Annotated in this window: 22 protein-coding genes; 14 read left to right on the top strand and 8 right to left on the bottom strand. The window is 71.6% G+C overall.

What is annotated here, in order from left to right:
• The first annotated feature begins 582 nt into the window (after positions 1-582).
• Positions 583-1,167, top strand: coding sequence for a suppressor of fused domain protein (locus tag OHT01_RS14705; protein WP_328553601.1), 585 nt, complete (start codon positions 583-585; stop codon positions 1,165-1,167).
• A 102-nt stretch (positions 1,168-1,269) separates the two neighbouring features.
• On the opposite strand, the gene OHT01_RS14700 is transcribed toward OHT01_RS14705, so the two are convergent.
• Complete coding sequence (locus OHT01_RS14700; protein WP_328553600.1) at positions 1,270-2,523, bottom strand: MFS transporter; 1,254 nt, start codon at positions 2,521-2,523, stop codon at positions 1,270-1,272.
• 162 nt (positions 2,524-2,685) lie between these two features.
• Here OHT01_RS14700 and OHT01_RS14695 point away from each other — a divergent pair, with 162 nt between their 5' ends.
• The 3 genes from OHT01_RS14695 (at position 2,686) to OHT01_RS14685 (ending at position 5,706) form a co-directional block, all read left to right on the top strand.
• Positions 2,686-3,327, top strand: a complete 642-nt coding sequence (locus OHT01_RS14695) for a DUF6758 family protein (protein ID WP_328553599.1) — start codon at positions 2,686-2,688, stop codon at positions 3,325-3,327.
• 352 nt (positions 3,328-3,679) lie between these two features.
• Positions 3,680-4,537: a PHP domain-containing protein gene (locus OHT01_RS14690; RefSeq protein WP_328553598.1), complete on the top strand. Its 858-nt coding sequence runs from the start codon at positions 3,680-3,682 to the stop codon at positions 4,535-4,537.
• A 563-nt stretch (positions 4,538-5,100) separates the two neighbouring features.
• The gene (locus OHT01_RS14685; protein ID WP_328553597.1) at positions 5,101-5,706 is read left to right on the top strand and encodes a MarC family protein; all 606 of its coding nucleotides are present in this window, start codon (positions 5,101-5,103) and stop codon (positions 5,704-5,706) included.
• A gap of 204 nt (positions 5,707-5,910) precedes the next feature.
• Here OHT01_RS14685 and OHT01_RS14680 read toward each other — a convergent pair whose 3' ends face one another.
• Complete coding sequence (locus OHT01_RS14680; protein ID WP_020136747.1) at positions 5,911-6,063, bottom strand: hypothetical protein; 153 nt, start codon at positions 6,061-6,063, stop codon at positions 5,911-5,913.
• A gap of 226 nt (positions 6,064-6,289) precedes the next feature.
• On the opposite strand from OHT01_RS14680, the gene OHT01_RS14675 reads away from it, so the two are divergent.
• The gene (locus OHT01_RS14675; protein WP_328553596.1) at positions 6,290-7,186 is read left to right on the top strand and encodes an NYN domain-containing protein; all 897 of its coding nucleotides are present in this window, start codon (positions 6,290-6,292) and stop codon (positions 7,184-7,186) included.
• A gap of 304 nt (positions 7,187-7,490) precedes the next feature.
• On the opposite strand, the gene OHT01_RS14670 is transcribed toward OHT01_RS14675, so the two are convergent.
• Both OHT01_RS14670 and OHT01_RS14665 read right to left on the bottom strand, forming a co-directional pair.
• Positions 7,491-8,372 carry an alpha/beta fold hydrolase gene (locus OHT01_RS14670; RefSeq protein ID WP_328553595.1) on the bottom strand — a complete coding sequence of 294 codons (882 nt, stop codon included), beginning with the start codon at positions 8,370-8,372 and terminating at the stop codon, positions 7,491-7,493.
• A gap of 471 nt (positions 8,373-8,843) precedes the next feature.
• The gene (locus OHT01_RS14665) at positions 8,844-11,150 is read right to left on the bottom strand and encodes a DEAD/DEAH box helicase (protein ID WP_328553594.1); all 2,307 of its coding nucleotides are present in this window, start codon (positions 11,148-11,150) and stop codon (positions 8,844-8,846) included.
• A 464-nt stretch (positions 11,151-11,614) separates the two neighbouring features.
• On the opposite strand from OHT01_RS14665, the gene OHT01_RS14660 reads away from it, so the two are divergent.
• On the top strand, positions 11,615-12,385 hold the full coding sequence (locus tag OHT01_RS14660) for a ferritin-like fold-containing protein (protein ID WP_328553593.1): 771 nt from the start codon (positions 11,615-11,617) through the stop codon (positions 12,383-12,385).
• A gap of 131 nt (positions 12,386-12,516) precedes the next feature.
• On the opposite strand, the gene OHT01_RS14655 is transcribed toward OHT01_RS14660, so the two are convergent.
• The 4 genes from OHT01_RS14655 to OHT01_RS14640 form a co-directional block, all read right to left on the bottom strand.
• A complete protein-coding gene (locus OHT01_RS14655) occupies positions 12,517-12,786 on the bottom strand; it encodes a hypothetical protein (protein WP_328553592.1) in 270 nt (89 codons plus the stop codon).
• A gap of 174 nt (positions 12,787-12,960) precedes the next feature.
• The gene (locus tag OHT01_RS14650; RefSeq protein ID WP_328558121.1) at positions 12,961-13,188 is read right to left on the bottom strand and encodes a DUF3107 domain-containing protein; all 228 of its coding nucleotides are present in this window, start codon (positions 13,186-13,188) and stop codon (positions 12,961-12,963) included.
• Positions 13,189-13,372: 184 nt separating this feature from the next.
• Positions 13,373-14,014, bottom strand: coding sequence for a TetR/AcrR family transcriptional regulator (locus tag OHT01_RS14645; protein WP_328553591.1), 642 nt, complete (start codon positions 14,012-14,014; stop codon positions 13,373-13,375).
• Positions 14,015-14,200: 186 nt separating this feature from the next.
• On the bottom strand, positions 14,201-14,419 hold the full coding sequence (locus tag OHT01_RS14640) for a hypothetical protein (protein WP_328553590.1): 219 nt from the start codon (positions 14,417-14,419) through the stop codon (positions 14,201-14,203).
• A 159-nt stretch (positions 14,420-14,578) separates the two neighbouring features.
• Between OHT01_RS14640 and OHT01_RS14635 the strand changes: the two genes are divergently transcribed.
• The 8 genes from OHT01_RS14635 (at position 14,579) to OHT01_RS14600 (ending at position 25,370) form a co-directional block, all read left to right on the top strand.
• A complete protein-coding gene (locus tag OHT01_RS14635) occupies positions 14,579-15,568 on the top strand; it encodes an alpha/beta fold hydrolase (RefSeq protein WP_328553589.1) in 990 nt (329 codons plus the stop codon).
• An 8-nt stretch (positions 15,569-15,576) separates the two neighbouring features.
• Positions 15,577-17,256: a DUF3152 domain-containing protein gene (locus OHT01_RS14630; RefSeq protein ID WP_328553588.1), complete on the top strand. Its 1,680-nt coding sequence runs from the start codon at positions 15,577-15,579 to the stop codon at positions 17,254-17,256.
• A 55-nt stretch (positions 17,257-17,311) separates the two neighbouring features.
• The gene (locus OHT01_RS14625) at positions 17,312-17,404 is read left to right on the top strand and encodes an Ms4533A family Cys-rich leader peptide (RefSeq protein WP_328553587.1); all 93 of its coding nucleotides are present in this window, start codon (positions 17,312-17,314) and stop codon (positions 17,402-17,404) included.
• A 200-nt stretch (positions 17,405-17,604) separates the two neighbouring features.
• The gene (locus tag OHT01_RS14620) at positions 17,605-19,323 is read left to right on the top strand and encodes an ABC transporter substrate-binding protein (protein ID WP_328553586.1); all 1,719 of its coding nucleotides are present in this window, start codon (positions 17,605-17,607) and stop codon (positions 19,321-19,323) included.
• A gap of 4 nt (positions 19,324-19,327) precedes the next feature.
• On the top strand, positions 19,328-20,527 hold the full coding sequence (locus OHT01_RS14615; RefSeq protein ID WP_328553585.1) for an ABC transporter permease: 1,200 nt from the start codon (positions 19,328-19,330) through the stop codon (positions 20,525-20,527).
• Positions 20,524-21,522: an ABC transporter permease gene (locus OHT01_RS14610; RefSeq protein ID WP_328553584.1), complete on the top strand. Its 999-nt coding sequence runs from the start codon at positions 20,524-20,526 to the stop codon at positions 21,520-21,522. Before OHT01_RS14615 ends, OHT01_RS14610 begins: the two co-directional genes overlap by 4 nt.
• Positions 21,519-23,282: an ABC transporter ATP-binding protein gene (locus tag OHT01_RS14605; protein WP_328553583.1), complete on the top strand. Its 1,764-nt coding sequence runs from the start codon at positions 21,519-21,521 to the stop codon at positions 23,280-23,282. The genes OHT01_RS14610 and OHT01_RS14605 overlap by 4 nt, the downstream gene beginning before the upstream one ends.
• Positions 23,283-23,531: 249 nt before the next feature.
• On the top strand, positions 23,532-25,370 hold the full coding sequence (locus OHT01_RS14600) for a DUF3492 domain-containing protein (RefSeq protein ID WP_328553582.1): 1,839 nt from the start codon (positions 23,532-23,534) through the stop codon (positions 25,368-25,370).
• Positions 25,371-25,633: the final 263 nt, after the last annotated feature.

Raw genomic sequence — 25,633 nt, 5'->3', positions numbered from 1 at the left:
ACGGTTGGAACTACCCGGAATGGGGACGTCCTGACTGCGGATGTTTGGCACGTCCACAAAGCGGGGAGCACCGCACCGTCGCGGTGGCAGCTTCGCTACTGATTCAGATCAGACAGATCAGGGGTTCAGATCGGACAGATCAGGCGGAAACGAAGCGCTCTTCCGTGGTGCACCGGGCAACGCTGACACGTATGCACACGATTGCGGGAGGCGGCAGCCGGCGGGGCCGAAAACCCAGCGGGACCAGCTACGGACTCAGCGACCGGAAGAGCGGGTGGTACTGCACGGTCGACTTCGGTCCATTGCAGCCCCACCTCCTCCGGTCGGTCCCCCGTGAGGGACGATCCATCCCCCGAAGGGGAGTCTGTCTCCCTCCGAAGGGGAGTCAGATCAGTCTCAGAGCGTCGGAGCCCGGGAGCAACTCCCGCAGTGCCATGAGGGCCTGGTGGGGCCTTCAGTCATGCACTGCTCCGACCAGCGGCCAAGACTATCAGCGCACCGATACGTCAAGTCCCCGCTTTGCGCGTTGTTGACCGGGGTCCGGTGCACTGTGGCGCAGTTGACGCGGCCTATGCTCGATTCATGGCTGATGTTCTTCCTCTGGTCGAGGCCCGTTTGCGCTCCGCGCTGGGCGAACCCGACGCGCGGGCCGCGGTCACCTTCCTGGGCACCGACCGCATCGAGGTGCTGCGCTTCACCGAGGGCGACATCGTCCGCTACGCCACGCTCGGCATGTCCGCCCAGCCGATGGCGGACCCCACCGCCGCGCTCGCCGATCCGGTGAAGGGGCCGCGCGCCGAGCTGGTCCTCTCCGTCCGTCCGGCCGGTGCCGACACCGACAAGGTGCTCCGCCCGCTGGCCGTGCTCGCCGCCTCGCCCCAGGTCGAGGGCCTGGTCGTGGCCGCCGGCGCCTCCCTCGACGTGGGTGAACCCCTGTGGCCCGGCGCACCGTTCACCTCCGTCCTGGTGTCGGAGTCCGGCGGTCTGGTGGAGGATCTGGAACTGGACGAGCCCGCCGACCCCGTACGTTTCCTGCCGCTGCTCCCGATGACGCCCAACGAGGCGGCCTGGAAGCGCGTGCACGGCGCCGGCGCCCTCCAGGAGCGCTGGCTGAACGGCGGAACGGACCTGCGCGATCCGCTGCGCAAGTCCGTTCCACTGGACTGACCGAGCCCGGCGGCGTCGAATGTGACGCCCCGTCAATCTCCTTGTTCATGGGGTCGGTTGGCGAATGCCATGGTTGGCGAAGGCCTCGGCCGGCGAAGACCGTCAGTCGGCGAAGACCGTGACGCCGTCCTCGGTGGCGTGGGCCGGCTCCAGCTCCTGCGCTTCGTGGGTGAGGGCGTCCCGCCGGACGAAGACCACCGCCGCGCCGAGCAGCGCGGCGACCCCCGCGACCACGAACGGGACATGGATGTCGCTCCACTCCTCGATCTTCGGGGCGAAGTACGGCGCCGCCGCGGCCGCGAACCAGCGCACGAAGTTGTAGCCGGCGCTGGCCACCGGGCGCGGGGCGTCGGAGACCCCGAGAGCCAGCTCCGTGTAGACGGTGTTGTTCACGCCGATGAAGGCGCCGGACAGGATCGTGCACACGACGGCGGTGGTGTGGTCCCCGTACCCGAGGACGAGCACATCGGCGGCGAGCAGCACCAGGGAGCCGCCCAGCACCTTCAGTGAGCCGAACCGTGCCTGCATGCGCGGCGCCACGATCACCGAGAAGACCGCGAGCAGCAGGCCCCAGCAGAAGAACACCGCGCCGGATTTGTACGGCGTCATGTTCAGCACGAACGGGGTGAAGGCCAGCACGGTGAAGAACGTGTAGTTGTAGAAGAAGGCGGACGTCGCGGCGGAGGCGAGGCCCCCGTGTCCGAGGGCGCGCAGCGGGTCGAGCAGTGAGGTCTTGCGGGCGGGCTTCGGCTGCTCCTTCAGGAACGCCGTGATGCACAGGAAGCCGATCGCCATCAGGAACGCGGTGCCGAAGAACGGGTAGCGCCAGCTCGCGTTGCCGAGCAGGGCGCCGAGCAGCGGCCCGCAGGCCATGCCGAGGCCGAGCGCGGACTCGTACAGCAGGATGGCCGCGGCGCTGCCGCCGGCCGCCGCCCCGACGATGACCGCGAGGGCGGTGGAGACGAACAACGCGTTGCCGAGGCCCCAGCCGGCCCGGAAGCCGACGAGTTCGCCGACCGATCCCGAGGTGCCGGCGAGTCCGGCGAAGACCACGACCAGCGCGAGGCCGAGCAGCAGGGTCCTGCGGCCTCCGATCCGGCTGGACACGAAGCCGGTCAGCAGCATCGCGACGGCGGTGATCAGGAAGTACGAGGTGAAGAGCAGGGACACCTGGCCGGGTGTGGCGTCGAGTCCCCGGGCGATGGACGGCAGGATCGGGTCGACGAGCCCGATGCCCATGAAGGCGACGACGGACGCCCCGGCGGTCGCCCAGACGGCCCTCGGCTGGCGCAGGATGCTGCCCGCGCCGGCGTCGAACGCATCCCCCTCCGCGGGGCCTTCCGTACTGTTGATCATGCCCGCTCCTCCACTGTCACCGACTGGATCGTTGCCTTATACACACAATAAGTTAGATCGGCTAATTAATGCAAGGTGCACGTAGTTTTTGTCATGACAGGCACACGCCGGACGGGTGATCGTCCTTGACGCGGCGAAGGACGGGGAGGACCGTTGGGCCCTATGAGGGGCGAACCCAGTTGCCCGAAGTGTGGTGGCCGGGTCAGGGCTCCCGGCCTCTTTGCCGACTCCTGGCAGTGCGCCGTGCACGGCACGGTGCATCCGCTGCAGCCCGTGATCCCGCCCAGTGTCGAGGGCCTCAGTGTGGTCGTGCACCGTGCGCGGGTGCCGGTGTGGATGCCGTGGCCGCTTCCCGTCGGCTGGCTGTTCACCGGAGTGGCGTTCGCGGGGGACGACCGCAGCGGTGGCAGGGCCACCGCGGTCGCCTGCTCGGGGCCCGGACCGCTGGGCGGCATGGGTGAGCTGATCCTGATCGCCGAGGAACTGGGCGTCGGTCTCGGCGCGCGGTACGCGGGCATGGACGGACCCGATCCCGGCCCGTACATGAGCGTCGAGAAGCCGCCTCAGGCCAAGGTCCTCGCGGCCGGCCGGCCCACCCCGCTCTGGCATGTCTCCAGCTCTCCCGACGACCGTGCCGTCTTCGCGGGCGAGGCGCGCGGGCTGTGGCTGTGGGCCGTCGTGTGGCCCGAGCAGACCGGACTGCTCATGTACGACGAACTGGTCCTGACGGATCTGCGCGACGCCGGCGCGGAAGTGGACCTGCTGCCGTGCGGCGCGCTGTCCCCGCGCATCCTGGGGCCGTAGCGCTCCCGCGCGCCCGGTGCGGGGCGGGTCGGCGGCGTTCTCGCGTGCGCCCCGTGTGGTGTGGGGCGGGTCGGTAGCGCTTTCCGCATGTGCCCGGTGCGGGGCGGGACGGCTGGGGTGGGTGGTGCTCCCGTGCGTGCTCGGTGTAGGGCGGGACGGTAGAGGTCGGTAGTGCTCCCGTGCGTGCCCGGTGCGGGGCGGGACGGCCGGGGTCGGTAGTGCTTCCGCGCGTGCCCGGTGCGGGGCGGGTCGGTAGGGGGTGCTCGGTGGGTGCGGGTGTGACAAGAGGGGCCCGGATTCCCGTTATCCTTGAGCGTCCCCGTTCGTTCCGTCACCGCCTGGAGTCCGCGTAGTGCGCATCGATCTGCACGCCCACTCCACAGCCTCCGACGGTACGGACACCCCGGCCGGGCTGGTGCGCAACGCGGCCGCCGCCGGTCTGGACGTCGTCGCGCTGACCGACCACGACACCACCCGCGGATACTCCGAGGCGATCGCCGCCCTGCCCGAGGGGCTCACCCTCGTCACGGGTGCGGAACTCTCCTGCCGGATCGACGGCATCAGCATGCACATGCTGGCCTACCTCTTCGACCCCGAGGAGCCCGCACTGCTCGCCGAGCGCGAACTGGTGCGGGACGACCGGGTGCCGCGCGCCCAGAGCATGATCGCCAGGCTCCGGGAGATCGGCGTGCCGATCAGCTGGGAGCAGGTGGCGCGCATCGCGGGCGACGGATCGGTCGGGCGCCCGCACATCGCCTCCGCCCTGGTCGAGCTGGGTGTCGTCGACAGCGTCTCGGCCGCCTTCACCGAGGAGTGGCTCGCCGACGGCGGCCGCGCCTACGTCCCCAAGCACGAGACCGACCCCTTCGAGGCGATCCGGCTGGTCAAGGGGGCCGGAGGCGTCACCGTCCTCGCACACCCGGCCGCCGCCAAGCGGGGCCGCACCGTGCCGGAGTCGGTGATCGCGGAGCTCGCCACCGCCGGACTCGACGGCATCGAGGTGGACCACATGGACCACGAGCCGGCCACCCGGGCACGGCTGCGCGGTCTGGCCTCCGAGCTGGGGCTGCTGACCACGGGCTCGTCCGACTATCACGGCAGCCGCAAGACCTGTGTGCTCGGGGAGTTCACGACCGACCCCGAGGTCTACGGGGAGATCACCCGCCGTGCCACCGGGGCGTTCCCGGTACCGGGCGCGGGCGGAGTCTGAATCCCCGGACGTTCCCTGCCGGGACCGGTTCCTTCGCGCCCGTGACGGCGCCCGCGTTGGTGCCCACGCCGGTGCCGGTGCCGGTGCCGACGTGCCGACGTGTCGGCGTCACGAGGTCCGTGCGGACCGGGGCCGTGCTTCAGGTTCCGGGTGGGTCGTCAGGCCCGTGTCCGAAGGCCCGTGTCCCAAGGCCGGTGTCCGACGGTCCGTGTCGTCGGCCTCCAGTTGTCGGGCTCGTACTCGTACTCGCGGCGTTCGCGTGGTGAGGCCCGTGCGAACCGGGCCGGTGTCGTAGGACGCCCACCACGTCGGCCGGCGCGACCACCGACACCCGCGTCCGCTCCGGTCGCACGGGTACGGACGGACCCGCGAACCCGGCCCGGCGCGCCCCGTGAGCGCGCGCGTCCGTCCCGAGCCCGGCCGCGACCCTGCTCGCCGGCCCGTTCCCGGCACCCGGCGCCGCCGGTCGCGCCTCCCCGTTCCGCCTCGCGGAACCACTGCCCGCAGCGGTGGCCGGAAGACCCGTCCACCCTTTCCACCACTTCGCAAGGCTTCTCTTCACCATGTTCGACGTCGCCGTCTTCGGCTCCCTCTTCGTCACGCTCTTCGTCATCATGGATCCCCCTGGGATCACCCCGATCTTCCTGGCGCTCACCGCGGGCCGCCCGGCCAGGGTGCAGCGCCGGATGGCCTTCCAGGCGGTCTGTGTGGCCGGCGGCGTCATCACCGTCTTCGGGCTCCTCGGGCACCAGATCCTGGACTACCTGCATGTCTCCGTGCCCGCCCTGATGATCGCGGGCGGACTGCTGCTCCTGCTCATCGCCCTCGACCTGCTGACCGGGAAGACGGACGAGCCGAAGCAGACCAAGGACGTCAACGTCGCCCTCGTACCCCTGGGCATGCCGCTGCTCGCCGGGCCCGGCGCGATCGTGTCCGTGATCCTGGCGGTCCAGAAGGCCGACACCGTCGCCACGCAGGTGTCGCTGTGGACGGCCATCCTCGCGATCCATGTCGTGCTGTGGGTGGTGATGCGCTACTCGCTGCTGATCATCCGCGTCATCAAGGACGGGGGCGTGGTGCTGGTGACCCGGCTCGCGGGGATGATGCTCTCCGCCATCGCGGTGCAGCAGATCATCAACGGCGTCACACAGGTGATCCAGGGGAGCTGACCGTTCCCTCCGGGCATTCCGGGGAGTGGACGGCCTCTTCCGGCGGTCCGGGGCGGTTCGCCGCCGCGGCCGGACACGCAGAGCCCCGCACGGCATCATGCCGTGCGGGGCTCTGAAGTCTGTGAAGCGTCTGCGGTCCGCGACGCCCGGCGCTACGAGGCGCGTTCGGTGCGTCCTCGTACGGCGAAGCGGATGATCGTCGTGTTACGAAGCGGTTGTGTCGGCCGGGCGGATCCACAGTCGCTGCCCGATGGCGGCGGCCTGCTGAACGATCCGATTGACGGAGGCGGCGTCTACGACAGTGCTGTCCACGGGCGTGCCGTCGACATCGTCGAGTCGCATGATTTCGAAGCGCATGGGCTTCTCCCTTCGTCTGGTCATCCTCCTGAGGAGAACTACTTGTATGTGCAAGGGCGAGGCACCTCTGCCTCGCTCTTACACCGATTCAACGGGATGCGTGTTACAAACATTCCCTACGCTAAGGAAATTTTTCGAGAACCTAATTACCGGCGGGTAGGCCGGGTGGCGGAGACTGAACGACGCCAGTTGTGTTCGCAGCGTGACCGCCGGGACAATGGCATTGATGAACGACGACCACGCGGCGCTCGCCGCCCGCATAGACCGTACGAACGAGCTGCTCCAGCGCATGCTCGCCGAGGTCGCGAAGACCCCCTCCACCCACGCGATCTTCGTCGACGCCGGCTATCTGTACGCGGCCGCGGGGCGGCTCGTCGCCGGCACGGAGGACCGCCGTTCGTTCGACCTGGACACCGAGGGCCTCATCGAGGCGCTCATCGACCGGGCCCGCACGATCTTCGCGGACAGCCGGTTGCTGCGCGTCTACTGGTACGACGGGGCGCGGCGCCGCATCCACACCGCGGAGCAGCAGTCGATCGCCGAACTCCCGGACGTGAAGGTCCGGTTGGGCAACCTGAACGCCAACAACCAGCAAAAGGGCGTCGATTCGATCATCAGGTCGGACCTTGAATCCCTCGCCCGGCATCGTGCCATCAGCGACGCGGCGCTGCTCGGCGGCGACGAGGATCTCGTCTCCGCGGTCGAGGCGGCGCAGGGCTACGGCGCCCGGGTCCACCTCTGGGGCATCGAGGCGCCCGAGGGCCGCAACCAGGCCGAGCCGCTGCTCTGGGAGGTCGACAGCCAGCGCACGCTCGACCTCGACTTCTTCAAGCCGTACGTGGCCAGACGGACCGCCCAGTCGTACGACCCGACGGCGGCGGTCCGGCCCACGCGGGAGGACGTGCGTTTCGTGGGCGCGCAGATCGCCGCGAAGTGGCTGGCCGCACGGGGCCGCGAATCCCTGGTGGAACTGCTTCCCGGTCATCCCTACCTCCCCGGCTCCGTGGACCAGGACCTGCTGGTCGAGGCCGAGGGACTGCTCCAGTACTCCCTGCGCGGACAGTCGGACCTGCGCCGCGCCCTGCGGGACGGCTTCTGGGAGCACCTGCAGGCGCAGTACTAGGGCGTGTTTCGAAAGTCCCGTCTGGCTCGCGACGCCTGGCACGGCACTCCCCCAAGCTCTTCGAGCAGGGGGGACCCCCACGCCGCGTTGTCGGGATCGCCCGAGTACGCCCAGTACGCGGACGACCCTCCGCCTTGCGATGCACCGCACCAGACGCCGCGAGCCCCGCCCTCCGGGCGGACGACGCTACTTTCGAAACACGCCCTAGCAGTGCCGGCGGCGCCGTCAGTACTGGTCGGACCGGCAGGAGCCGGTGTGCGGGCGCGGTAGTGGTGGCCGCTGGTGGCTGGGGCTGTCGTCCGGATCAGGGGGCGGGGTTCGTGCCCGTGCTGTCCCAGAAGCCGGCGAGGGCGTGGGCGGTCTCCAGGGGCTGATCGGCGTTCGGGGAGTGCTCCGCGCCCTCGACGACCGTGCGGTGCGCGTCCAGTCGTAGGGCCATCCCGTCCAGCAGGGAGACCGACCAGGTGTCGTCGCGTTCCCCGGATATCACGTGCTTCGGGAGGGGGACGGCGGCCAGTTCGGCGACGCGGTCGGGCTCTTCGCAGAGCTGGCGGCCCGTGGCGACGAGCTGGGCGGGACTGTTGGCGAGCCAGCGGCGGCGCAGGTCGGCGAGGTCGTCGAGCCCCGCGTCGAGCCCGCCCGTGTCGGTCTCCTCCGGCGACTCCATCGCCCGGATGGCATCCCACACCTCGGCCATGCTCATCACGGCCAGCGCGTCCCGCAGCAGTTTGACGCGCTGCTGCTGCGGCGTGGAGATCTGGGCGGGGCCGGAGGCCATCAGCGTCAGGGAGAGGAACGGCGACGGGTCGACCAGCACCGCGGCGCGGGCGATCTGGCCGCCGAGCGAGTGTCCCAGAAGGTGCACGGGCTCGCCCACCGCGGCGACCTGCGCGAGTACGTCCTGCGCCAACTCGCCCTGCGCGTAAGCCGTTTCGTCGTCTCTCGGGCCCTCGCTCTCGAACTGTCCGCGCCCGTCCACGGCCACCGTCCGGTACCCCGCCGCCGCCAACGGCGCGTGCAGCGCGATGAAGTCCTCCTTGCTCCCGGTGAAGCCCGGCAGCAGCAAGGCGGTCCCCTTGGACCCGCCGTCCGGCACGGCGTCGAGCACGGCGAACTCGCCGCGCGCGGTCGACAGCCGATAGGCGCGGACGCCGGCGGGCGGAACGAAGGTATAGGGCCTGCTCATGCGCAGGAGGCTATCGGGCGAACATGACGGCCGCTCGGCGGGTGGGGCGGTCCGGGGCCGGCACCGGGCGGGCGCCGCGGGTGGCAGGCCGCCCGATCGGCCGCGGATTCCGGTCCTGTGGCGGCCGGGGGGCGGGACGAGCAGCGGGACCAGCAGAGGCGCGGGGGCGGACCGGCGGGGGAGGGCGACGGGTCAACGGGGGCGCGAGGGGCGGACCGGCGGGGGAGGGCGACGGGTCAACGGGGGCGCGAGGGGCGGACCGGCGGGGGAGGGCGACGGGTCAACGGGGGCGCGAGGGGCGGACCGGCGAGAGAGGGCGACGGATCAACAGGGGCGCGAGGGGCGGATCGGCGGGGGAAGGCGACGGGACAACGGGGGCGCGAGGCGGGACGGGCACGCTGGGGCGCGGAGTGGGAAACGCCGATGGCCCGGCCCCCACCGGAAGGGGGGACCGGGCCATCGGACGGGAGATCAGCTCTCCGTGGGCTCCGCGGCGACAGCCTTGCGGGTGCGTCGACGGGTGGCGGGCTTGGTGTCCGTCTCGTCGGCGGCCTGGGCCGGGATGTCGGTGTCGGCGACGGCCTTGCGGGTCCGGCGGCGTACGGGCTTGGCGTCCGTGGCCTCGGCGGCTTCGGCGGTGTCGGTGGCGACGGTCGCGGCGGCCTTGGCGCGGGTGCGCCGCGGCTTGGTCTCCGTGACGGTCTCGGCCACCTCGGTCGCGACGGCCTCGACGGTGTCGAGGACGGCCTCCGCGGCCTTGCGGGTGCGTCGACGGGTGGCGGGCTTGGTGTCCGTCTCGTCGGCGGCCTGGGCCGGGATGTCGGTGTCGGCGACGGCCTTGCGGGTCCGGCGGCGTACGGGCTTGGCGTCCGTGGCCTCGGTGCCTTCGGCGGTCTCGGCCACCTCGGTCGCGGCGGCCTTGGCGCGGGTGCGCCGCGGCTTGGTCTCCGTGACGGTCTCGGCCACCTCGGTCGCGACGGCCTCGACGGTGTCGAGGACGGCCTCCGCGGCCTTGCGCGTCCGGCGCCGCACGGGCTTGGCCGCGGTCTCGGTGACCTCGACGGCCTCGGCGACCGGCTCGGCCGCAGGCGCCGTCTCGGCGGCCTTGCGGGTCCGACGACGGGCCGGCCTGGCCGGAGCCTCGGCGACGATCTCGGCGGCGGCACTCTCGACGACGGCCTCGGCCGCGGTCACGGCCGCCTCCGCCGTCTCGACGGCGGTCTCGGCCGGTCCGGCACTCTTGCGGGTCCGGCGACGGCGCGGCGCGGCCGGCTCGTCGGTGACACCCTCGGCCGTCGCGACGGCGGCCTCGGCCACCGGGGCGGCCACGGCAGCGGCGGCCACCGGCTCGGAGCCCGTTCCACCGCGGGTACGCCGACGGCGGCGCGGCGTGCGGGGCTCGGTGGCCTCGACGGACGCGGGAGACTCCGTGGTCGTCTCGGCGGACGTGGACGTCTCGTCCATCGGCGCACCGTTGCGCGTACGACGGCGCTGGCGCGGCGTGCGCGCCGGGCGCTCACGCTCTCGCTCGGTGGTCGACGGCGCCGCCGTACGACCACCGCGGCCACGCGGGGCGCCACGGCCACCGGTCTCGCCCAGGTCCTCGACCTCTTCGGCCGAGAGCCCGGCGCGGGTGCGCTCGGAACGCGGCAGGACACCCTTGGTGCCGACCGGGATGCTCAGTTCCTCGAAGAGGTGCGGGGACGTGGAGTACGTCTCCGGCGGGTTGCCGAAGCCGAGGTCCAGTGCCTTGTTGATGAGCTGCCAGCGCGGGATGTCGTCCCAGTCGACGAGGGTGATCGCGATGCCCTTGGCGCCCGCGCGGCCGGTACGGCCGATGCGGTGCAGGTACGTCTTCTCGTCCTCGGGGGACTGGTAGTTGATGACGTGGGTGACACCCTCGACGTCGATACCGCGGGCCGCGACGTCGGTGCAGACGAGGACGTCCACCTTGCCGTTGCGGAACGCGCGCAGCGCCTGCTCGCGGGCGCCCTGGCCGAGGTCGCCGTGGACCGCGCCGGACGCGAAACCGCGCTGCTGGAGCTGGTCGGCGAGGTCGGCCGCCGTGCGCTTGGTGCGGCAGAAGACCATGGCCAGTCCCCGGCCGTCGGCCTGCAGTATGCGGGCGACCAGCTCCGGCTTGTCCATGTTGTGCGCGCGGTAGATGAACTGCGCGGTGTTGCGGACCGTCGCGCCCGAGTCGTCCGGCTCGGAGGCGCGGATGTGTGTGGGCTGCGACATGTAGCGGCGCGCGAGACCGATGACCGCGCCCGGCATGGTCGCCGAGAACAGCATCGTCTGACGGCGGGCCGGCAGCATGTTCATGATCTTCTCGACGTCGGGCAGGAAGCCCAGGTCGAGCATCTCGTCGGCCTCGTCGAGGACGAGCGCCTTGACGTGCTTGAGGTTGAGCTTCTTCTGGCCCGCGAGGTCCAGCAGTCGCCCCGGGGTGCCGACGATGACGTCGACGCCCTTCTTCAGGGCCTCCACCTGGGGCTCGTACGCACGGCCGCCGTAGATGGCGAGAACGCGCACGTTGCGGACCTTGCCCGCGGTCAGCAGGTCGTTGGTCACCTGGGTGCACAGCTCACGCGTCGGGACGACGACGAGGGCCTGCGGGGCGTCGGTGAGCTGCTCGGGCTTGGCCCGGCCCGCCTCGACGTCCGCGGGGACGGTGACGCGCTCCAGGAGCGGAAGGCCGAAGCCCAGCGTCTTGCCGGTGCCGGTCTTGGCCTGGCCGATGACGTCGGAGCCGGAAAGGGCTACCGGGAGCGTCATCTCCTGGATGGGGAAGGGGTTGATGATGCCGACGGCCTCAAGGGCTTCGGCGGTCTCAGGAAGGATTCCGAGGTCTCGGAAAGTCGTAGTCAGGGTGCTGCCTCTTCTGTGTACGCGGTGCGAGGCGAGCGCGGGGGTCGTGACGGGACCGTGCCGGGGACGTCGGCCGCTCTTGACGGGCGGGCCGAGTGGCGTGGGACCACTGCCGACGCTCGAGCTCTCGTGCCGCTGAGGGTTCCCTCCGGATGCCGTACGCAATGTGCCGTACCGACGAGGAGGGCTGTCGGGTCGGAGCCGATCGGGCCACCGACCGGGCATCCTCATTCGTGCGGCCCGTCGAATTTACTCGCCGGGCGCATTACCACCATACCCCGGAATCGCGCACATGCGATGGCCGATTTGGTCACGTAGTCGCCGTCACACTGGTTGACCAGGGGCTTCCACCGTGCTGTGAGCGGGCTATTGTGCGCTTCATGACGACGCCTGACAACGCCGCTGAGAAGCCCTCCGGGGCCCCCGCCGACACCGCCCCCGCGGCCACCGGGGTCGCCGCGCAGAACTGGGACACGGCCTCGGTCGACCCCCAGTACCGCGCCGCGGTCGTGGACCTGCTGGGAGCGCTCGCGTACGGCGAGCTCGCGGCGTTCGAGCGGCTCGCGGAGGACGCCAAGCTGGCGCCCACGCTCAGCGACAAGTCGGAACTGGCGAAGATGGCGTCCTCCGAGTTCCACCACTTCGAGCAGTTGCGGGACCGGCTCGCCGCGGTCGGCGCGGAGCCGACGCAGGCGATGGAGCCGTTCGTCGCGGCGCTCGACGGCTTCCACCGGCAGACGGCCCCCTCGGACTGGCTGGAGGGGCTCGTCAAGGCCTACGTCGGCGACTCGATCGCCAGTGACTTCTACCGTGAGGTCGCGGCCCGGCTCGACTCGGACACGCGCAAGCTCGTCCTCGGCGTCCTCGACGACACCGGTCACGCCGGCTTCGCCATCGAGAAGGTGCGCGCCGCGATCGACGCCGACCCCCGGGTGGGGGGCCGGCTCGCGCTGTGGGCGCGACGGCTGATGGGCGAGGCGCTGTCCCAGTCGCAGCGCGTGGTCGCCGACCGCGACGCCCTGTCGACGATGCTCGTGGGCGGCGTCGCCGACGGATTCGACCTCGCCGAGGTCGGCCGGATGTTCTCCCGGATCACCGAGGCGCACACCAAGCGGATGGCCGCACTGGGCCTCGCCGCCTAGGACGGGCCCAGGCGGGGCCCGGGGCGCACCCAGGACACGTCCGGGGCTCGCCGAACGGCCCTACCGGGGATTGACGGGACAGCCCTCAGGAGCGCGGTTCACGGTCACGCGACCGCGGTCGCCGGAACGGCTTACGCCGTCGCCGAGCGGCGGCGAAACCGCTCCTCGGGGCGGAGCAGCAGCGACAGCAGTGCCGCGGAGACGACCGCCGCGCCCAGCAGGATGACCAGGAAGTGGCCGGAGCCCAGTGCCGTGTGCGTCAGGAACGCGCCGACCAGGGCTCCCGCCACGCCCGTCGACAGGACCAGGTTGCGGGTCGGCAACCGGTGGGGCAGGCGGTACGAGGCCGCCCACGCCAGCGCGAGACCGAGCAGCGCGGAGCCGAGCACTTCCAAGAACATGGTGAGAGTCCCTCCCGCACGGCCGGTGCAAATCGGTCGTAGCCGGTCCTACCCGTGACGTGTGGAACGCAACCCTCCCCTGTGTGCGGGATGTGCTCCGTCCGCGCAACAGGGGAAGGGCCCGGTGACCTGGTCACCGGGCCCTTCCCCTGTCACTGCTGTTACTGCGTTGTCCTACAGAGCGCTGAATCCGACCTTGCGCTGCGTGGGCTCACCGAGCTCCACGTACGCCAGCCGGTCGGCCGGAACCAGGACCTTGCGGCCGTGGTCGTCCACGAGGCTCAGCAGCTGCGACTTGCCGGCCAGCGCCTCGGACACCGCGCGCTCGACCTCTTCCGGGGTCTGACCGCTCTCCAGAACGATCTCGCGGGGCGCGTGCAGCACGCCGATCTTGACCTCCACGGCTTTGTCCCTCCGACGGTCAGTCATGTGCGCGTTCGTACGCGCCGTACGCAGCACACATTAGCCCGGCGAGGGAGGGTGCATGCTCCGCCCGGGAACGCCAGGAGCGAACAGCCGGCGGGAACAAAGAAGCGGCCGGGGGTACGCTCCCGGCCGCTTCTCCCGATGTCGGTGATTCAGCGGGTCAGTGGTTCTCGCTGCCGTGCAGCGGGAAGCCCGCGATGCCCCGCCAGGCGAGCGAGGTCAGCAGCTGGACCGCCTGGTCGCGCGGGACACTGTGGTCGCTGTGCAGCCAGGAACGGGCCACCACCTGGGCCAGACCGCCGAGCCCCGAGGCGAGGAGCATCGACTCGGTGCGCGAGAGACCGGTGTCCTCCGCGATGACGTCGCAGATCGCCTCGGCGCATTCGAGCGTCACCTTGTCGACGCGCTCGCGCACCGCCGGCTCATTGGTCAGGTCCGACTCGAAGACCAGCCGGAACGCGCCGCCCTCGTCCTCCACGTACGCGAAGTAGGCGTCCATGGTGGCGCGGACGCGCAGCTTGTTGTCCGAGGTCGACGCGAGCGCCGTCCGCACCGACAGGAGCAGCGACTCGCAGTGCTGGTCCAGCAGCGCGAGGTACAGATCGAGCTTGCCCGGGAAGTGCTGGTAGAGAACCGGCTTGCTGACGCCCGCGCGCTCGGCGATGTCGTCCATGGCGGCCGAGTGATACCCCTGCGCAACGAAAACTTCCTGGGCGGCGCCGAGGAGCTGGTTGCGTCGGGCACGGCGCGGCAGGCGAGTGCCCCGCGGGCGTGCTGCCTCTGTCTGCTCGATGGCTGTCACGCCGCCTCCCAAATTGTCCACGTGCGGTGTGCGCCGCGCCGCCATCGTACTTTTCGGTAACCCTGCTGTGTGCGGTGCGAGCGCAGAATTTCACGGACCGGACGCCGATGGGGACGGCGCACAGTGTGCCGAAGGGGACGAGCTGGGCACGCGGCCGTCCCGGTGGCCTCGGTCAGCGGTGTCATGTCACCGATAGTCGTCCTCGTTCAGCCGGACGACGCGGGCCTGCTCGGCGAGATCCGCCTCATCGGCGTTGAGCCGGTCGCCCGGGGGTTCCGGGTCGACATCGTCCGCGGGGTCCAGCTCGGCGGACTGCTCGGCGGCGTCGGCCTCGGGGGCCTCCGTGTCGAGGATTTCCCGGAACTGGTCGTCGAAGGTTCCGGGGTCTGTCGGGTCGACTGTCATGGTTCCTCTTCCCGAACGGTACGAGTGCGCTCCTGATGTGCGTACGAGTGCCCTCGTTCGAAGCCTAGGAGACACGCGATCCGGACGCTATGCGATCCGCTCGCCATCTGTGACGGCGAACACATGAGCCCCCGCGTGATCGTCTCGTAACATTGCGGCATGTCTTCGACCGAACTCCCTTCCGCGCCGGCCGCCACCGTGATGCCGAGGGTCGGTGCCGTCAGGGTCGCGGAGGGCGAGCGACTGCGATCGGTCGGGCTGCCCGGCATCACGCTGACGGTCCGGTCGAGACCGCCGGTCCGGGAGAACCTGCCGTCCGCGCTGTACGTGCACGGTCTGGGCGGTTCCTCGCAGAACTGGTCGGCGCTGATGTCCCTGCTCGACGGGCTCGTGGACAGTGAGGCCCTGGACCTGCCGGGCTTCGGCGACTCGCCGCCGCCGGACGACGGCGACTACTCGGTCACCGGCCACGCGCGCGCGGTCATCCGCTATCTCGACGCGTCCGGACGCGGGCCTGTACATCTTTTCGGCAATTCACTCGGTGGAGCCGTCACGACGCGCGTCGCCGCCGTGCGGCCGGATCTCGTCCGGACGCTCACGTTGGTCTCACCCGCGCTCCCCGAGATCCGCGCGCAGCGCTCCGCGTGGCCGACCGCGCTGCTCGCGCTGCCCGGGGTGGCGGGGCTGTTCACCAGACTCACCCAGGACTGGAGCGCTGAGCAGCGGGTACGGGGGGTGCTGGCCCTCTGTTACGGCGACCCCGGCATCGTCACGCCCGAGGGGTTCCGCCACGCGGTCGAGGAGATGGAGCGGCGGCTCGCCCTGCCCTACTTCTGGGACGCCATGGCACGCTCCGCGCGCGGGGTCGTGAACGCGTACACGCTGGGCGGACAGCACGGGTTGTGGCGTCAGGCCGAACGGGTGCTCGCCCCGACGCTCCTCGTCTACGGAGGCCGCGACCAACTTGTCGGCTACCGTATGGCGCAGCGCGCGGCCCGTGCCTTCCGCGACTCCCGGCTGCTGTCCCTGCCGGAGGCGGGGCACGTCGCCATGATGGAGTATCCGGAGACGGTCGCCACCGCCTTTCGTGAACTCCTGGCGGATCTGGGAGAGTTGACCTCTTCGGTGGCAATCGGCGCGGAGAGCTGAGGCGGGAAGTGGGACGACACAGTCGTCGGGGGCGGGCCGACAAGGCGGACACCTCGCGGACGCGAGCGGTGCCGGCGGCGGAGGCGGCTCCCGGTCCGGTGCCGGGTCCTGACGACGCCCGCCGCGCGGCGACCCGGTCGCCCGGTTCGCAGGGCCCCTACCCGCCCGCGGGAGGGACTTCACCGCGCGGCGCGGCACAGCGAGGCGCACCGCGCTTCGACGACGCGACCCCCGCGCACGGCTTCCCGCGGCCGGCCGAGGGCACTCCCGCGCGCGGGGTCCCGCGTTTCCAGGACGGCACCGGCCCCCAGGGCGGACCGCGGCTTCCCGACGGGACCCCGGCGCACGGCTTCCCGCGGATGACCGAGGGCACTCCCGCACGCGGGGTGCCGCGATTCGCGGACGGGACCCCCGCGCACGGGGTCCCGCGGTTCGACGACGGCACCCCGGCACGCGGGGTGCCGCGTTTTTTCGACGGGACCCCGGCGCACGGTGTGCCGCGGCTCCCCGACGGGACCCCGGCCCACGGAATGCCGCAGGTGCGCGGCGGGCATCCCGAGCAGCGTGAACAGGGCGGCGGCTGGGGGGAGTCCAGGGCCGGTGGGGCTCCGCAGGGCGCGCCTCCCGGGCCGAGGGTCCCCCGGCAGCGCCAGGAGGCCGTGGCGGCACCCCGCCAGGCGTACGTCGACGCCTTCGACCTCGACGCGCGGGAGAGCGGCGACCTCGCCGCGCCCCGTGACGGCGCCGCTCGGCGGACGGCCGCCCGTGCCGCCGACCCCCACGGCCCCGCCGCCGAGTGGGACGGCCGGTCCACCGGGACCGGTGGGCGGCCACTGCCGGACACCGACGAGCAGGGCGAGGGCAAGGCCCGCAAGAGCTGGGCGTTCACCGGGATCGCGGCGGCCGCCGTCACCACCGTGCTGGCCGTCGTCGTGGCCGGGCAGATGACGTCGGGACAGCACGACACCGGCGCGCGGACGGAGTCCGCCGACGGCGCCGCCGGCCGGGCGACCCAGGACTCCGCCTCGCGCGGAGACGACCGGCCGACCCAGTCGGGGCAGCCGGCCGTGGCCGCGGCGGCCCTGACGTTCGACCAGAAGATGGCCCGGACGTACCCGCTCGGGGCGAAGCTCAAGGGGTCGGGGAAGTTCGACGTGGTGCCCGGAGTCGCCAAGGCGCCGGGCAAGGGGCACAAGTACACCTACCGCGTGGACATCGAACAGGGCCTCGGTCTGGACGGCGCGCTCTTCGCCGACGCCGTGCAGAAGACCCTGAACGACGGACGGAGCTGGGCCCACAAGGGTGCCCGCACCTTCGAGCGGGTCGATTCCGGCAAACCGGACTTCGTCATCACGCTGGCGAGTCCCGGCACCACCGCCGAGTGGTGCGCCAAGTCGGGGCTCGACACCACGGAGGACAACGTGTCGTGCGACTCGGCGTCCACCGAGCGCGTCATGATCAACGCGTACCGCTGGGCCCAGGGCTCCAAGACCTACGGCTTCGGTGACAAGATCCACTCCTACCGGCAGATGCTGATCAACCACGAGGTCGGCCACCGGCTCGGATACGGGCACGTCTCCTGCCAGAAGGACGGAGACCTCGCCCCGGTCATGCAGCAGCAGACCAAGTTCCTCGACCACGACGGAATCCACTGTCTGGCCAACCCCTGGCCCTATCCCACGAGTTGACGGAAAGCGCTCGCACCGCTTTGACATGCGGAAAAAGATCGTTCATATTTTCCGCATGTCACCCCGTCACGCCTCCGTTCGCGCCGCTCTTGAGCTGGCGCTCTTCGGCGTGACCGCGCTCTGCGTGGCCGACATCCACTGTTGCTGACGCCCGCCCCAGGCGAGTGCGTCGCTTTCCTCCCTGTCTTGTTCCCGTGCGCTCCTGAACCGCTGCGGTTCCGCGTGCCCGTGCCTCTTTCGGTCCGGTCGGACTCCGACGCCTGACGCCCTGGGTGAGCTCCGCGCTCCTCTGTCTCACTCCGTGTCATTCCGTCTCAGTATTCGAGTCATCCGAGAGGTCGTCTTCCGATGCGTCAACCGTCCGTCATAGCGCGCCGCGTGGCCGTTGCATCCGTCAGCCTGGTCGTGGCAGCGGGCGCCGCCGCCTGCGGGCCGAAGGACAGCGATGCCAAGAGTCCCGGTGGCGACTCCCAGCCCCGCAAGGGCGGCACCCTCACCGTCCTGAACGCCAACCCGCAGCAGGACTTCGACCCCGCGCGGCTCTACACCTCCGGCGGCGGCAACGTGCCCTCGCTCGTCTTCCGGACGCTCACCACCCGCAACCGCGAGAACGGGGCCGCCGGCACCCAGGTCGTGCCGGACCTGGCCACCGACACCGGCCGCCCGAGCAAGAACGCGACCGTGTGGACGTACACCCTGAAGAAGGGCCTCAAGTACGAGGACGGGACGCCGATCACCTCCGCCGACATCAAGTACGGCATCGAGCGCTCCTTCGCCGCGGAGCTCTCCGGGGGCGCGCCCTACCTGCGCGACTGGCTGATCGGCGGCGCCGCCTACCAGGGTCCCTACAAGGACAAGAAGGGCCTCGACTCGATCGAGACGCCCGACGACCTGACCATCGTCTTCCACCTGAACAAGCCCGAGGGCGAGTTCCCCTACCTGGCCACGCAGACGCAGACCACCCCCGTCCCGAAGGCCAAGGACACCGGCACGAAGTACGAGGAGCACCCGGTCTCCTCGGGCCCGTACAAGGTCGTCAAGAACGAGAACGACGGCGAGCGCCTCACCCTGGAGCGCAACACGTACTGGTCCGCGTCGACCGACGACGAGCGCAAGGCCTACCCGGACAAGATCGACGTACGGTCCGGCCTGGACTCCTCCGTGATCAACCAGCGGCTGTCCTCCTCCCAGGGCGCGGACGCCACCGCCGTCACGACGGACACCAACCTCGGCCCGGCCGAACTCGCCAAGGTGACCGGGGACAAGGAACTGGCCTCCCGCGTCGGAACCGGCCACTTCGGCTACACCGACTACATCGCCTTCAACCCGAAGGTGAAGCCGTTCGACAACCCCAAGGTGCGCCAGGCGATCTCGTACGCCATCGACCGCAGCTCGGTGATCAACGCCGCCGGCGGCTCCTCGCTCGCCGAGCCCGCGACGACGTACCTGCCGAACCAGAAGTCCTTCGGCTACACGCCCTACGACCTGTTCCCGGCGGGCGCGTCCGGCAACGCCGCCAAGGCGAAGGACCTGCTGGCGCAGGCCGGCTACAAGAACGGCCTGACCGTCACGCTGACGCATTCCAACAGCAAGAACTTCGAGACCAGCCCGGAGATCGCGACCGCCGTCCAGGACGCGCTCAAGAAGGCCGGCATCACCGTCAAGCTCCAGGGACTGGAGGAGAACGACTACAGCGACAAGGTTCAGAGCGTCAAGACCGAGCCGGGCTTCTTCCTCGCCCACTGGGGTGCCGACTGGCCCTCCGGCGGTCCCTTCCTGGCCCCGATCTTCGACGGCCGGCAGATCGTCAAGGACGGAGCCAACTTCAACACCGGCCTCCTCAATGACAAGTCGGTCAATGACGAGATCGACGCGATCAACAAGCTGACCGACCTCGACGCGGCCGCCAAGCGCTGGGGCGCACTGGACAAGAAGATCGGCGAGCAGGCGCTGACCGTGCCGCTGTTCCACCCCGTCTACAAGCGCCTGTACGGCGCGGGCGTCAAGAACATCGTGATCAGCGACTGGACCGGCGTCCTGGACATCTCCCAGGTAGCGGTGAAGTAGCACCGTGAGCGAGGCACTTGCCGCCTCCTCGGCCCCCGTGACGGACACGTCCGTCACGGGGGCCTCGGGGGCCCGTCAGTTCTGGCGGCGGCTGCGTGCGCAGCGCGCCGCCCTCGTCGCGGCGGCCGTCGTCGCCCTGCTCGTCCTGGTCGCACTCGCCGCGCCACTGCTCACGGCGATCGAGGGCCAGGACCCCACCACCTTCCACCCCTCGCTGGTGGACTCCGCCCGCGGTGGCGTCCCCGTCGGCCCGCTCGGCGGCATGGGCGCGGACCACTGGCTGGGCGTCGAACCCCAGACCGGCCGCGACCTCTTCGCACGCCTCGTGTACGGCGCCCGGGTCTCCCTCGGCGTCGCCCTCGCGGCGACGCTGGTGCAGGTCACCATCGCCGTCGTCGTGGGCGTCGCGGCCGCGCTCGGGAACCGATGGGTCGATCAACTGCTGAGCCGCGTCACGGAGATCATCGTCGCGCTGCCGCTGATGATCATGTCGCTGGCGCTGCTGGCCATCGTGCCCGGCAGCTTCCCGCGTCCCGTACTCGTCGCCCTCGTCATCGGCCTGATCGCCTGGGGCACCCTCGCGAAGATCGTGCGCGCGCAGACCCTCACGCTCAAGCAACTGGACTACGTCGCCGCCGCGCGGCTCAGCGGCTGGGGCACCTGGCGCATCGCCCGCCGCGATCTGCTGCCGGGCCTCGCCGCCCCCCTCATCACGTACTCCGCGCTCCTCGTGCCGGCGAACATCGGCGTCGAGGCGGCGCTGTCGTTCCTCGGCGTCGGTGTGAAGCCCCCGACGCCGTCCTGGGGACAGATGCTGACCGCTGCCGACGTCTGGTACCAGGCCGCACCGCAGTATCTGCTGCTGCCGGCCGGCGCGCTGTTCCTCACCGTCCTCGCCCTGACCGTCCTCGGCGACGGGGTGCGCACCGCCCTCGACCCGCGCGCGGCTTCCCGCCTGCGCGTCGGCACGGGCCGCAGACGGGAGGCCAGGGCCGACGCGAGCGGGAACGCGGACGCGTCCGCCGCGGCCGCCGACGACGGCGTTCCCCTGCCCCGACAGGACACCGGAACGCCTCCGCGGGACGCCGGGAAGCCCACGTACGCTGCCGGAACCTCTGCGCAGGACGCCGGAACGCCTCCGCGGGGCGCGGATGTTCCCCGGCCCGGTACATCCGGCGACGACACGAAGGAGACCACGGTATGAGCGGCTTCGGCGGTTTCGTCCTGCGCCGTGCCCTCGGCACCGCGATCACCCTCTTCGCCATCTCGGTGATCATCTACGTCGTCTTCTACGCCACCCCCGGCAACGTCGCCCAGATCACCTGCGGTCCGCGCTGCTCGCCCCTCCAGGTGCAGCAGGTCGCCGCTCAATTGCATCTCGGGGACCCGCTGTACGTGCGGTACTGGCACTTCCTGGAGGGCGTTCTCGTCGGCCAGGACTACTCGACCGGCACCTCCGTCCAGCACTGCTCGGCGCCCTGCCTCGGGCTGTCGTACCAGACCGACCAGCAGGTCACGCAGTTGATCCTGACGAAGCTGCCGGTCAGCCTGTCGCTGGTGTTCGGCGCGATGGTCGTATGGCTGGTCCTGGGTGTCGGCACCGGTGTGCTCTCGGCGTGGCGGCGCGGCCGGCTCAGCGAGCGCGTGCTGACCGGCGTCACCCTCGCCGGCACGGCCACGCCGGTCTTCGTCATCGGTCTGATCCTGATGATCGTCGTCTGCGGACAACTGCGACTGCTGCCCTTCCCGCAGTACGTGAACTTCTCCGACGACCCGGAGCAGTGGGCGTGGAACCTGGTGCTCCCCTGGTTGTCGCTCGCCCTCGTCGAAGCCGCCGCGTTCGCCCGGCTGACCAGGGCCTCGATGCTGGAGACGCTGGCCGAGGACCACATCCGGACCTTCCGGGCGTACGGCGTCGGCGAGCGGTCGATCATCGGGCGGCACGCCGTCCGGGGCGCCCTCGCCTCGATCATCGCGCTGAACGCCAACACCTTCGGCTCGGCGGTCGGCGGCGCGGTGCTCACCGAGACCCTCTTCGGGCTGCCCGGCATCGGCCAGGAACTGGTGCACGCGGTGAACGTCGTCGACCTTCCGGTGGTCGTCGGCATGGTCCTGGTCATCGGCTTCTTCGTGGTCATCGCCAACGCCGTCGCGGACGTGCTCTACGCGGTGGCCGACCGACGGGTGGTGCTGGCATGAACGACTCTTCCCCAACCAATTCCACGACCCCTTCGGAGGCCGTGGCCCCGCTGGTCGAAGTGAGTGACCTCGTCGTCGACTTCGGGGACCTGCGCGCCGTCGACGGGCTCTCCTTCCGGCTGGAGAGGGGCGCCGCGCTGGGCCTGGTCGGCGAGTCCGGTTCGGGCAAGTCCACCGTGGCGTCGGCCCTGCTGGCGCTGCACCGGGGCACCGGAGCGCACGTCGGCGGCACGGTCCGGGTGGCCGGCGTGGACGTGCAGCGGGCGTCCGACGACGACCTGCGCCGGCTGCGCGGCGGAAAGGCCGCCATGGTCTTCCAGGACCCGTTGTCGTCCCTCGACCCGTACTACGCGGTCGGCGACCAGATCGCCGAGGTGTACCGGGTGCACACGAAGGCGTCCCGGCGGGCGGCACGCGCGCGTGCCGTGCGGGTGCTGGACCGGGTCGGCATCGCCGACGCGGCACGCCGGTCCCGCTCGCGCCCGCACGAGTTCAGCGGCGGTATGCGCCAGCGCGCCCTCATCGCCATGGCGCTGGCCTGCGAGCCCGAGCTCCTGATCGCCGACGAGCCGACCACGGCCCTCGACGTGACCGTCCAGGCCCAGATCCTCGACCTCCTGCACACCCTGCGGCAGGAGACCGGGACGGGGCTGCTGCTGGTCACCCATGACGTCGGGGTCGCGGCCGAGAGCGTCGACGAGATCCTGGTGATGCGGCACGGACGCGCGGTCGAGCACGGCCCGGTCACCGGCGTCCTCGGCGCGCCCCGGGAGCCCTACACCCGCGAACTCCTCGGCGCCGTCCCCCGGGTGGACACCCCCCGGGTGGCCGAGCGGACGGGGTACGACGGACCCGGCGCCGGGCCGGACACGGGCGAGGGGCCCGTCGGGGTCGGCGACGGACCGGGCGGGGACGCACGGCGTCCTGCGGCGCGTGGCGCCGAGCCGGACGACGTCGTCCTCGAAGCGGTCGGGCTCCGGCGGGAGTTCGGGCGCGGGAAGCGGCGGTTCGCGGCCGTCGACGACGTGTCGCTGAGCGTCCGCCGGGGCGAGACCCTCGGGATCGTCGGCGAGAGCGGCAGCGGGAAGACGACCCTCGGAAGGATGCTGGTCGGGCTCCTGGAGCCCACGGCCGGCGTGGTCCGCCACGCGGGGCGCGAGCAGTCCGGCATCCACCCATCGGTGCAGATGGTCTTCCAGGACCCGGTGTCCTCCCTCAACCCCCGGCGGAGCGTGGGCGAGTCCATCGCCGATCCGCTGCGGGCGCGCGGGAGCCGGGAGCGGTGGAGGGACGAGGAGCGCATCCGGGGGCGCGTGAGGGAACTGCTGGAGCGCGTGGGGCTCGAAGGGGCGCACTACGACCGCTACCCGCACGAGTTCAGCGGCGGGCAGCGCCAGCGTGTCGGCATCGCGCGGGCGCTCGCCGCCGAGCCGCACGCCATCGTCTGCGACGAGCCCGTCTCCGCGCTCGACGTCACCACGCAGGCCCAAGTGGTCGCCCTGCTCGGCGAGTTGCAGCGGGAACTCGGGCTGGCCCTGGTGTTCGTGGCACACGATCTCGCGGTCGTGCGCCAGGTCAGCGACCAGGTGGCGGTGATGCGCCGCGGCCGGCTCGTCGAGTACGGTCCCGCCGACGAGGTGTACGAGAGCCCGCGGGACCCGTACACCCGGCAGCTCCTGGCCGCCGTACCGGCGCTGGACCCGGAGGTCGCCGCGCGGCGCCGCGCGGAGCGCAAGGAGCTGTCCCCGGACCCGGCATGACCCGTTCGAGGGCCCGGTCCGGAGAGAAGGCATTTCCCGTGAGAGGGCCCGGAGCCGGAGAGAAACCGCCCACTTGATCTCGTAGCGCGGCGAAACGCGGTCTGCGCGGGAAAGTTACGGCCGTTCACCCCTTCTGGTGGTGCGACGGACAACCGTCCGTCGCACCACCACCTTGTCCGCATACGTTCGTCCCGCTGCGAGTCGCCGGGTCAACGGCGGCTCCCCATACGGGAGATCGGGGGTGTGCTCGTGCGCATCGGACTGCTTACGGAGGGTGGCTATCCGTATGTGAGCGGTGACGCCGGACTCTGGTGCGACCGGCTCGTGCGTGGGCTCGGGCAGCACACGTTCGACATCTACGCGCTCAGCCGCACCGAGCGCCAGGAGGACCGGGGCTGGATCCAGCTACCGCCCCAGGTCGGCCGCGTACGCACCGCACCGCTGTGGACGGCGCCCGGCGACGGGGTCGTGCACGGGCGCCGGGCGCGACGCCGGTTCGCCGAGGCGTACGGGGAACTGGCGGCTGCGGTGTGCGCGGGGCCGAACGCCGTGGGCGCGGACGTCGCCGGGGACCCGGCGGATTCCGTCGGCGCCGAGGCGGACCGTTTCGCCAGCGCCCTGTACGCACTGGCCGAACTCGCCAGGGACGAAGGCGGACTGGTCGGCGCCCTGCGCTCCGAGGGCGCCGTACGCGCCCTGGAACACGCCTGTCGCGCGCCCGGCGCACTCCGCACGGCCCGCACCGCTCACGTCCCCGAACTGCTCACCGTCGCCGCACACATCGAGCGCACCCTGCGCCCCCTGTCGCTCGACTGGTACGAGGACGACGCGCTCGGCTCGGCCGACCTCTGCCACGCCGCGGCCGGCGGAGCCGCAGCGCTGCCCGGCCTCCTGGCCCGTTACTTCCTCGGGGTCCCACTGCTGGTCACCGAGTACGGCGTGCAACTGCGGGCGCACTACCTCGCCCCCGCGACCGTCGGCGAGCCGCCCGCCGTGCGGGCCCTGCTCGCCGCGTTCCACGGCGCGCTCGCCACCGAGGTCTACCGCGCGGCGACGCTCATCACCCCCGGCAACACACACGCCCGCCGCTGGCAGGAGCGCTGCGGCGCCGACCGCGCCAAACTGCGGACCGTCCACCCCGGCATGGAGGCCGCGCACTTCGCGGACGTGGGCGAGGGCGCACAGGGGAGCCGGTGCGCGGACCCCGACACCCTGGTGTGGGTCGGCCGCATCGAACCGGCCAAGGACCTGATCTCCCTGCTGCACTCCTTCGCCGAGATCCGCAGGGCCGAACCGAGGACCCGGCTGCGGATCGTCGGTGCCCCGGCCGAGGGCCCGGACGGTGCGACCTATCTGGCCCACTGCAGGGCACTGGCCGCGCAGCTCTTCCCCGACGAGGCGGAGGGCGTGCACGCGGTCGGCGACAACCCGGTGTCCTTCGAGGAGATCGGCGGCCCGGAGATCCCGAGCCTCGCGGAGGCCTACGCCGGCGGCGCCCTGGTCGTCCTGTCCAGCGTGGTCGAGGGCTTCCCGATCAGTCTCGTCGAGGCCATGTTCTGCGGCCGCGCCACCGTGTCCACGGACGTGGGAGCGGTCGTCGAGGTCATCGGCGGTACGGGGCTGGTGGTTCCGCCGCGCAATCCGCGGGCCCTCGCGGAGGCGTGCGTGGCACTGCTGCGCGACCCCGAGCGGCGTGAGCGTCTGGGCGCCGCCGCCCGCGCACGCGCCCTGGAACTCTTCACCGTCGAGCAGAACATCACGGCATTTCGCGGCATTTACCTGGAGATCGTCTCGCACTCCCCGGTGCGTCGGGTGATCGTGGACGACGAGGGAGAACCATTGCCCTTCGGAGTCCCCGCCGAGGCCCATGTGCCCGGTCGCTGGACCGAGGCCCGCCGCATGACCGCGGGCCGACCGCGCTGGGCGGCGGGAGCACCCGTCCGGGCCACCGCGCCCAGCCCCCAGCCGCAGCCGCAGCCGCACTCGCAGCCCCAGCCGCAGTCGCAGCCTCAGCCCGTGCCAGTGCCCGAGCCCCTGTCCGAGGCCCTGTCCGAGCCGGTGCCCGTTTCCGTGGGGGAGGGCGCGTGACGATCGACAGCGGGGGACCGGCCGCCCCGAACGGCCTCGACCACCGGGGCGAACGCCCCCGGCCCACGACACCGGCGAGCCCCGTCACCTGCGACGAGCGCCCGGCACACGACACCCGTTCGCTCCGCGACGGTGGCACGGCACGCGACGGTGACACGGCACCTCACTCCGACACGGCACTTGACGGTGACGTGGCACGCGACGGTGACGTGGCACGCGACGGTGACGTGGCACGCGACGGCGGTGCGGGGCGTGACGGTGAT

This window comes from Streptomyces sp. NBC_00358, assembly GCF_036099295.1.
Taxonomy (GTDB): domain Bacteria; phylum Actinomycetota; class Actinomycetes; order Streptomycetales; family Streptomycetaceae; genus Streptomyces.
This window is presented reverse-complemented; position numbering and strand designations above follow the sequence as displayed.

Bases quoted from the DNA above. Each gene is read 5' to 3' on its own strand.
- OHT01_RS14705 (WP_328553601.1), top strand. From the start codon at position 583: ATGGCTGATGTTCTTCCTCTGGTCGAGGCCCGTTTGCGCTCCGCGCTG.
- OHT01_RS14700 (WP_328553600.1), bottom strand. From the start codon at position 2,523: ATGATCAACAGTACGGAAGGCCCCGCGGAGGGGGATGCGTTCGACGCC.
- OHT01_RS14695 (WP_328553599.1), top strand. From the start codon at position 2,686: ATGAGGGGCGAACCCAGTTGCCCGAAGTGTGGTGGCCGGGTCAGGGCT.
- OHT01_RS14685 (WP_328553597.1), top strand. From the start codon at position 5,101: ATGTTCGACGTCGCCGTCTTCGGCTCCCTCTTCGTCACGCTCTTCGTC.
- OHT01_RS14680 (WP_020136747.1), bottom strand. From the start codon at position 6,063: ATGCGCTTCGAAATCATGCGACTCGACGATGTCGACGGCACGCCCGTG.
- OHT01_RS14675 (WP_328553596.1), top strand. From the start codon at position 6,290: ATGAACGACGACCACGCGGCGCTCGCCGCCCGCATAGACCGTACGAAC.
- OHT01_RS14670 (WP_328553595.1), bottom strand. From the start codon at position 8,372: ATGAGCAGGCCCTATACCTTCGTTCCGCCCGCCGGCGTCCGCGCCTAT.
- OHT01_RS14665 (WP_328553594.1), bottom strand. From the start codon at position 11,150: ATGACGCTCCCGGTAGCCCTTTCCGGCTCCGACGTCATCGGCCAGGCC.
- OHT01_RS14655 (WP_328553592.1), bottom strand. From the start codon at position 12,786: ATGTTCTTGGAAGTGCTCGGCTCCGCGCTGCTCGGTCTCGCGCTGGCG.
- OHT01_RS14640 (WP_328553590.1), bottom strand. From the start codon at position 14,419: ATGACAGTCGACCCGACAGACCCCGGAACCTTCGACGACCAGTTCCGG.
- OHT01_RS14635 (WP_328553589.1), top strand. From the start codon at position 14,579: ATGTCTTCGACCGAACTCCCTTCCGCGCCGGCCGCCACCGTGATGCCG.
- OHT01_RS14625 (WP_328553587.1), top strand. From the start codon at position 17,312: ATGTCACCCCGTCACGCCTCCGTTCGCGCCGCTCTTGAGCTGGCGCTC.
- OHT01_RS14620 (WP_328553586.1), top strand. From the start codon at position 17,605: ATGCGTCAACCGTCCGTCATAGCGCGCCGCGTGGCCGTTGCATCCGTC.
- OHT01_RS14610 (WP_328553584.1), top strand. From the start codon at position 20,524: ATGAGCGGCTTCGGCGGTTTCGTCCTGCGCCGTGCCCTCGGCACCGCG.
- OHT01_RS14605 (WP_328553583.1), top strand. From the start codon at position 21,519: ATGAACGACTCTTCCCCAACCAATTCCACGACCCCTTCGGAGGCCGTG.